We start from the raw sequence: 7,005 nt of genomic DNA, 5'->3' as shown, positions 1-7,005 counted from the left end.
AGCAACACACCCCGAACCAGCCCCGGAATCAACCAGGCCAAGCTCGATGCGTTATTTCAAGCTTTTGGTCGAGCATGCCGGTACCTACGATGTTAGTCGTAGGGAGTCGGCGGCCGCTCGTGGGCCGACGCTGAACATTACCTGGTCCGTTTCGCGGTGTCAACCCGCTCGGCCCTGGCTCCTGATCGGTGAGGCTTTCGGCCCCGCCGGCCCGGTGTTCCTGGCGACGAAGAGAAGATTACATGCCTTCCAACCACCCGAAAACAGGGGGGTCACTTAACGGCATCGACGCTGGTCAGCGCCTTGACAGCGGGCCGTTTCGACCGGTTCGCGGGCGGCTGGAGGCCCCCGGCGAGGCTCCGGACCGCCCTCGAGTGACCCAGGTCTCCGCCCGTACGCCCTCGATCCGGCCCGGCAACTGCCCGAGCCCACCCCTTCGCGGCCGGACGCGCAACCCAATTACGCAGGTCAGCCGACCGCCCGAACAGTCCACCGCCAGCTCCGCCCGCAAACAAAAGCCGCCGGCCAGCGCAGTGCACTGGCCGACGGCCGGCAAACCCCCGCATGCCCTACCCAGGCAACCGGGGCAAATACCGAGGCGGAACCCGAACCGGCGCCACCCGCATGTAGTCCGCGGCCAGCGCGAGCATCTTCCCGTCCGTCCACTGTCCGCCCATGAACGAAATCCCCACCGGCAGCGGGCCGACCGAACCGGCCGGGACGGTCACGTCTGGGTAGCCCGCGACGGCGGCCGGGGTCGAGGACGGGATCACGTCGTTGTCGCCGGTCTTGCAGTCCGTCTTCCAGGCCGGCGGGTTCGTCGGCGACGCGATGGCGTCCAGGTCGTACTTCGCGAGGGTCTCGTCCAGCGAGCGGCGCGACAGGTCGGTCAGCTCGGCCCGGTTCTTCAGGTAGGTCGGATCCTGCGGGCCGGGCGCGGCGAGCGCCTGTTCGAACAGCTCCTGACCAGCGAAGCAGGTGCGTTCCAGCGGGTCGGCGCGGTTGTAGGCGATGAGGTCCGCCAGGTTTCGCGGACCGGTCGGGCGCGTGGCGAGGTAGGCGTCGATGTCGCGGTGGAACTCCGTCAGCAGCGCCGGGAACTCCAGCTCGCCGAGCCGGTCCTGGTACGGCAGCGTCACCTCGACGACGGTCGCGCCGGCGTGTTCCAGGGCGGCTTTCGTCTTGCTGACCACGGCGTCGGTGTCCGGGCCGAGCACCGGCAGCCGCCACAGGCCGATCCGGGCGCCGCGCAGGACGCCGGGGCGGAGGAGTTTCGCGTAGTCCGCCGGCTGGGTCGACGGGTAGCGCAGGGTGGCCAGGTCGGACGGGTCGCGGCCCTGCAGCACGGAGAGCGTCAGCGCGGTGTCGACGACGTTGCGCGCGATGGGTCCCGCCGTGTCCTGTTCCGCGGAGATCGGCACCACGCCGGTGCGGCTGACGAGGCCGAGGCTCGGCTTGTGGCCGACGGTCGCGGTCATCCCGGCCGGGCACACGATCGACCCGTCGGTCTCGCTGCCGATCGCGACCTGCGCGAGCGACGCGGCGACGCCCGCCGCGCTTCCGGCGGACGAACCGCACGGGTTGTGGTCCAGCACGTACGGGTTGTTGGTCTGGCCGCCGACGCCGGACCAGCCGGAAGTCGGCTTCGCGGCGCGGAAGTTGGCCCATTCGGACAGGTTCGCCTTGCCGATGATCACCGCGCCGGCGTCGCGCAGCCGGGTGATCAGCGTGGCGTCCTTGGCCGGGCGGCTCCGCAGCGCGCGCGAACCGGCGGTGGTCTGCTGGTCGTGGGTGTCGACGTTGTCCTTGACCAGCACCGGGATCCCGTCGAGCGGGCCGAGGGTGTGGCCGGTCCGGTGCCGGACGTCGCTGGCGGCGGCCTGGGCGAGCGCGGCCGGGTTGAGCGCGAGGACCGCGTTGACCTTCGGGTCCACCGCCCGGATCCGGGCGAGGTACGCGCTGGTCAGCCGGGTCGCGGTGAGGTGCCCGGACGCCATCCGGTGCTGCAGGGACGGGATGTCGGCGCGGTCGAGGTCGAAGTGCAGACCGGCCGCGTCGACGTCGGGTTCACCCTGCATCGCGACCGCCGGCGGCGCGGTGGCCAAGCCCGCCGCCGCGACCAGCGCAGCGAGTACGGCGGGCAGTCTTTTTCCCATGTTCCGATGCCTCCCCAACGTCGGAGCACGGCCCGGGGACCGGTCAGAGCATCGGCAACAGGGTCCGAAGCTCGTACGGAGTGACCGCGCTCCGGTAGTTGTCCCACTCGACCCGCTTGTTGCGCAAGAAGAAGTCGTAAACGTGTTCGCCGAGCGCTTCCGGCAGCAGCTCCGACTTCTCCATCTCGGCGAGCGCCTCGCCGAGGTTCTGCGGCAACTGCGAGTAACCGGCGGCGCGGCGTTCGGAGTCCGACAGCTGCCAGATGTTGTCCTCGGCGGGCGGCGGCAGCTCGTAGCCCTTTTCGATGCCCTTCAGCCCCGCGGCCAGTATCACCGAGTACGCCAGGTACGGGTTGCACGCCGAATCGAGCGTCCGGATCTCGACGCGTCGCGACGACGCCTTGCCCGGCGAGTACATCGGCACGCGCACGAGCGCCGAGCGGTTCGCCCTCCCCCACGAGACCGTCGTGGGCGCCTCGCTGCCGCTGATCAGCCGTTTGTAGGAGTTGACCCACTGATTGGTGACCGCGGAGATTTCCTTGGCGTAGTGCAGGACGCCCGCGACGAACGCCTTGCCGGTCTCGGAAAGCTCGTGCGGGTCCTCCGCGTCGTAGAACGCGTTGCGGTCGCCCTCGAACAGGCTCACGTGGGTGTGCATGCCGGAGCCGGGCTGGTCGGTGAACGGCTTCGGCATGAAGGTCGCGCGCACGCCCTGGGTCAGCGCGACCTCCTTGACGACGTAACGGAACGTCATCACGTTGTCGGCCATGGTGAGGGCGTCGGCGTAGCGAAGGTCGATTTCCTGCTGTCCCGGCGCCCCTTCGTGATGGCTGAACTCGACCGAGATGCCCATCGCTTCGAGGGTCTCGATCGCGTGCCGGCGGAAGTGCGTCGCGGTGGCGTGGCTGGCCTGGTCGAAGTAGCCGCCGTTGTCGGCGGGCTCGGGCTCGCTGCCGTCGTCGGGGAGGTTGGCGAGCAGGAAGAACTCGATCTCCGGGTGGACGTAGCAGGTGAACCCGGCCTCGCTGGCCTTCGACAGCTGGCGGCGCAGCACGTGCCGCGGGTCGGCCCAGGACGGCGAACCGTCGGGCATCGCGATGTCGCAGAACATCCGCGCGGAGTACGGGCTGCCGTCCGGGGTCTCCCACGGCAGCACCTGGAACGTGGACGGGTCGGGCTTGGCGACCATGTCCGATTCGTAGACGCGCGCGAAGCCCTCGATGGCCGAGCCGTCGAACCCGATGCCCTCGCTGAACGCGCCCTCCAGCTCGGCGGGGGCGACCGCGACGGATTTGAGAAATCCCAGCACGTCGGTGAACCACAGGCGAACGAAACGGATGTCGCGCTCTTCCAAAGTGCGGAGCACGAATTCCTGCTGGCGATCCATGGCCGAACCCTAACCAGCACGTGTTAACGCCATGTTTCACGGGTCACCCACTTCGGCGGCGGGTTCACGCCGCCTGCGCCAGCTGGGGTTCCCGAGTTTTCCTCGACCGGGTGATCGACAGCGACGCTACCGAGGCGATCACCGCGAGCCCGGCCGCGACGTACCACGCGACGGCGTAGTCGCCGAGCTGGTCGCGCACCGCGCCGGCGGCCGAGGCGGCGAAGGCCGCGCCGAGCTGGTGGCAGGCGAAGACCCAGCCGAACACGATCGGCCCGGCCTCGCCGAAGGCCCGGATGCAGAGCGCGACCGTCGGCGGGACTGTCGCCACCCAATCGAGGCCGTAGAAGAGGATGAACGCCCACATGCTCGGCTGGACCGAATCCGTGAACAGCTGCGGCAGCAGGGCGAGCGAAACTCCCCGCAACGCGTAGTAGATGCCGAGCAGAATCCGCGGGTCGACACGGTCGGTGAGCCATCCCGACGCGATCGTTCCCACCACGTCGAAGACGCCGACCAGCGCGAGCAGGCTCGCCGCGGTCGTCTGCGGCATGCCGTGGTCGTGCGCGGCCGGGACGAAGTGCGTGCTGACCAACCCGTTCGTGGTCGCCCCGCAGATGGCGAACCCGATGGCGAGCAGCCAGAACGTCCGGGTGCGCGCGGCCTGGAACAGCACGCTCAGCCCTCGGCGGACAGTGCCGACCTTCGGTGCCGGACGCGCCACTTCGGTTCCTTCGGGCGCTCCGTAAGCGACAGTGCCGACGTCGGCGGGGTGGTCGCGTACGGCCAACAGCACGACCGGAACCACCGCGAGAGCCGCGATGGCGATGACCATGGACGCTGTCCGCCAGCCGTCGTCCTGCGCGAGCGAAGCGATCAACGGCAGGAAGATCAGCTGCCCGGTTGCGCCTGCGGCGGTCAGTACGCCGGTTACGACGCCGCGGTGGCGGATGAACCAGCGCGTCGCGACCATCGCGGCGAAGCTCATCGCCATCGAGCCGGTGCCGAGGCCGACGAGCACGCCCCAGCAGAGGATCAGCTGCCAGCTCGCGCTCATGAAGACCGTGCCGCCCGCGCCGACAGCGACGACACACAGCGCGGTAGCCGCTACGCGGCGGATGCCGAACCGCTCCATCAGCGCTGCCGCGAAGGGCGCGAAGAGGCCGTACAGGACGAGGTTGACCGAGACGGCGGACCCGATCGTCGCGCGGGACCAGCCGAACTCTTGGTGCAACGGATCGATCAGGACCCCCGGCGCGGCGCGGAAGCCGGCGGCGGCGAGGAGGGCGACGAACGCGGCCGCCGCGACGAACCAGGCGCGGTGCAGGCGGCGGGCAGGACGAGTCTCAACGGTCACGAGTGTGCAGTCTGGTGTGCCCGGGGCGTTGTCGACAGTGGCCGGAAGGACACCATCCGAAAGGATCGGGCCAACCGAGTAGGCTTCCGGCCATGCTCAGCCGACGTGTCCTGCCGGCGCTGCTGCTCCTCGGGCTGGTCGGCGGTTGCACCGCGGCACCCCCCTTGCCCGCGGCGGACGAATTGCTCGCCGCCGCCAAGACGAACTTCGCCGGGGTCCGCAGCCTGCACTTCTCGGTCGGCGTCAACGGGGTGCTGCCCGGCCTGCCGATGATCAAGATGGCCGGCAACGCGACGCTCGAGAACGGCGGGCAGGCCAGCGGCAGCGCGGAATTCACCGATCGGTCGTTCGCGTTCACCGTCTCCGGGGACACCGCGACCGCCAAAGACACGAAGGGTCGCGAAACGACCGGTCCCACGCCGTTCACGGTCGACCGGTTCCTCGGCCCGCGCTCCGGCCTGATGCGCCTCCTCGGCTCGCTGCGGCAGCCGAAAACCGAAATCCGCGAGACGATCCAGCACGTCGACGGCTACCGCGTCGGCGGAACCGTGCCCCAGTCCGTCGCGACGTCGCTGGTGCCGCAGATCCACTCCGACGTGAACGTGAAGATCTGGGTCACCGTCGCCGAACCGCACCGCTTCGCGCGGATGTGGCTGCAGGTGCCGCCAGCGACGAACCACGACAGCCCGGTGATGTACGAGGTCCTGTTGACGGACCAGCAGCCCTAACAGCTGCCGTCACGAGCGGCTGTGGTGATGAGGTAGGCCGTTGCGGCTTTGTCGACACAGGCGTTGCCCTTGAGGAACGCTGCGTGCTGTACGTCGTCGACAGTCAGCAGTGCGGCGTTGAGGTCTTTCGCGAGAGCTACGCCCTGACGGTATGGCGTCGCCGGGTCATGTGTGGTCGAGACGACGAGCGTCTTCGGCAAGCCCGGCGCGGACGGACGGTGGGTTCGAGAAGTCGGCGGTACTGGCCAGGCCGAGCAGGTGTCGAGTTCGCGCGCGTCGGGCGAAGTGCCGGTCAGGAAGGGCGCGGTGGTGAGCATTTGGCGGTGCGCGGCGTCGATGGTCGCGCGGTCCGTGACGCGGTCGTAGTCGACGCAGCGGACGGCGTAGTAGCCGTCGATTGCTCCGCTGTAGTGGCCGTTCTGATCGCGTTGGTAGTAGGCGTCGGCCATCCGGAGCAGCGTTGGGCCGCGGCGCTTGGTCGCGAGTTCTTCCAGCGCCTGCTGCAAGTTCGGCCACTGTGCGCGGGAGTAGAGCGCTGCTTCAGTCGCGGTGACTGCGTCGGGGAAAGACAGTCCGCGGCCAGGTAGCGCAGGGGCTGGCGTGCGAGCGATTCGCTGGAATGCTGCGGTCGCGTCACCGGACAGTGGACAGCTAGGTCGCTTCGCGCACCACTGTGCGAACTGGGTGAAGGCGTCTTGGAAACCGGCGGCCTGGGCGATCAGCGTCTGCGGCAAGTCTTGCGCGGGGTCGATGGCACCGTCGAGGACCATGGCGCGCACCCTGCCGGGGTACGCCTCTGCGTACGCCGAGCCGATCTGCGTGCCGTACGAGTAGCCGAGGTACGTGAGCTTCGCATCGCCGAGCGCGGCGCGAAGCGCATCGAGATCGCGTACGACCTCTCGCGTGCCCACGTGGGCGAGGAACTCCGCGCCGGTCTTCTTGAGGCAGCCTTCTGCGTACCCACCCTCGACACCCGACGCGCGGGCAGCGTCCTGCTCGGCATCGGATCGGCAACCGATGCGTGGCTCGCTCGCATGGACGCCGCGAGGGTCGAAGCCGACCAGGTCGAACTGCTCGGCGAGCTTCCCCGCAGACCGCGCCAGCGTGGCCGCCGCGGTCATCCCCGAACTGCCAGGCCCGCCGGGGTTGAGCACGAGAGAACCGATCCGATGCGCCGGATCGGTGGCCCGATGGCGCAGCAAGCCGATGGAGACCGTCCGGCCGTGTGGGTCCGCGTAGTCCAGCGGCACGGTCAGCCGGGCACAGTCAACCGACTGGTCCGCGTACAGCTCCTTCTCGCCTGCCGTCTGCGCGTACGGCGCACACGGTCCCCAGCCGAGCGCCGTCTGCTGGCTCGCGCAAGCTGTAGCGGCGAGCATC

5 protein-coding genes are annotated in these 7,005 nt (G+C 69.5%); 1 reads left to right on the top strand and 4 read right to left on the bottom strand.

The window, feature by feature from the left end; genetic code table 11:
• Nucleotides 1-569: 569 nt before the first annotated feature.
• From ACFSVL_RS28300 to ACFSVL_RS28290, 3 genes are all read right to left on the bottom strand, one after another.
• Complete coding sequence (locus ACFSVL_RS28300) at nucleotides 570-2,156, bottom strand: amidase (protein ID WP_378308591.1); 1,587 nt, start codon at nucleotides 2,154-2,156, stop codon at nucleotides 570-572.
• A gap of 43 nt (nucleotides 2,157-2,199) precedes the next feature.
• On the bottom strand, nucleotides 2,200-3,543 hold the full coding sequence (glnA, locus tag ACFSVL_RS28295) for a type I glutamate--ammonia ligase (protein WP_378308590.1): 1,344 nt from the start codon (nucleotides 3,541-3,543) through the stop codon (nucleotides 2,200-2,202).
• A gap of 64 nt (nucleotides 3,544-3,607) precedes the next feature.
• Nucleotides 3,608-4,897, bottom strand: a complete 1,290-nt coding sequence (locus ACFSVL_RS28290; RefSeq protein WP_378308589.1) for an MFS transporter — start codon at nucleotides 4,895-4,897, stop codon at nucleotides 3,608-3,610.
• 92 nt (nucleotides 4,898-4,989) lie between these two features.
• On the opposite strand from ACFSVL_RS28290, the gene ACFSVL_RS28285 reads away from it, so the two are divergent.
• Nucleotides 4,990-5,625, top strand: a complete 636-nt coding sequence (locus ACFSVL_RS28285; RefSeq protein ID WP_378308588.1) for an LppX_LprAFG lipoprotein — start codon at nucleotides 4,990-4,992, stop codon at nucleotides 5,623-5,625.
• On the opposite strand, the gene ACFSVL_RS28280 is transcribed toward ACFSVL_RS28285, so the two are convergent.
• On the bottom strand, nucleotides 5,622-7,004 hold the full coding sequence (locus ACFSVL_RS28280; protein WP_378308587.1) for an alpha/beta hydrolase: 1,383 nt from the start codon (nucleotides 7,002-7,004) through the stop codon (nucleotides 5,622-5,624). The genes ACFSVL_RS28285 and ACFSVL_RS28280 overlap by 4 nt on opposite strands.
• Between the last annotated feature and the right edge of the window lies 1 nt (nucleotide 7,005).

It is taken from the genome of Amycolatopsis silviterrae (assembly GCF_042684085.1).
GTDB lineage: Bacteria > Actinomycetota > Actinomycetes > Mycobacteriales > Pseudonocardiaceae > Amycolatopsis > Amycolatopsis silviterrae.
Note: the sequence above shows the minus strand (reverse complement) of the source record. Positions and strands in the feature narration are given on the sequence as shown.